Source organism: Muricauda brasiliensis, assembly GCF_003057865.1.
Lineage (GTDB): Bacteria > Bacteroidota > Bacteroidia > Flavobacteriales > Flavobacteriaceae > Flagellimonas > Flagellimonas chongwuensis.
In genome coordinates this window covers 1-701 of the sequence record NZ_QBTW01000033.1, presented here as the reverse complement: position 1 = coordinate 701, position 701 = coordinate 1, and the positions used below count along the sequence as shown (strand labels likewise).

The 701-nt window shown below is 44.7% G+C and carries 1 pseudogene; it reads left to right on the top strand.

Features of this window, described 5'->3' with window-relative positions:
• Positions 1-701 (top strand): annotated as a pseudogene (locus DCK90_RS16805) (hypothetical protein); the annotation flags it as partial.

Genomic DNA, 701 nt, shown 5'->3' with positions numbered 1-701 from the left:
CCGCTTCCAACTTCTATTTGGAAAACAACGAAGATGACGCTATTGACTGGACAGAAGGATGGAACGGTACATTGACCAATGCTTACGTATTGCACACAGCTGGTTTCTCCACTGTTGTTGAAGCCGATGGTGCCAATGGAAACCCAAGCTTGGTTAACTTGACCGCTGTTTCCACAGTTGGTGGTACAGCTCTTCAGTTCAAAAAAGAATCCGGAGCAACCATTACAGGACTTTCTCTAGACGGATATGATACATCAGTATTGATGAGCGACGCTGGTCCATTGGCCAATGTTCAAATTGAAGGCGCCGATGCCAACCCAGCAGAAACTTATGCTGCTGTTGCCTCTGTTGACATCAATACATTTACTTGGGCTACAGGAAATGCTGAAGCACAATCTGCTACGTTGACAGGTTCCCTTAACTCTACACTTACATTGGATGCTGATGTAACTTACTACTTGAACCAATCTTTCAGTGTTGAAGATGGAGCTACTTTGAACATCCCTGCTGGAACAACCATCATTGCCGATGTTGAAAATGGTGACGAAACCAAAACATACATTGTGGTTCAAAAAGGAGGTACAATCAATGTACAGGGTACTGCTGCTAATCCTGTTGTTATGACCTCATCCAACACAACTCCTGGTGACTGGGGTGGTTTGGTAATTGCCGGTAAAGCTACTACTACCGAAGGTGTGGAT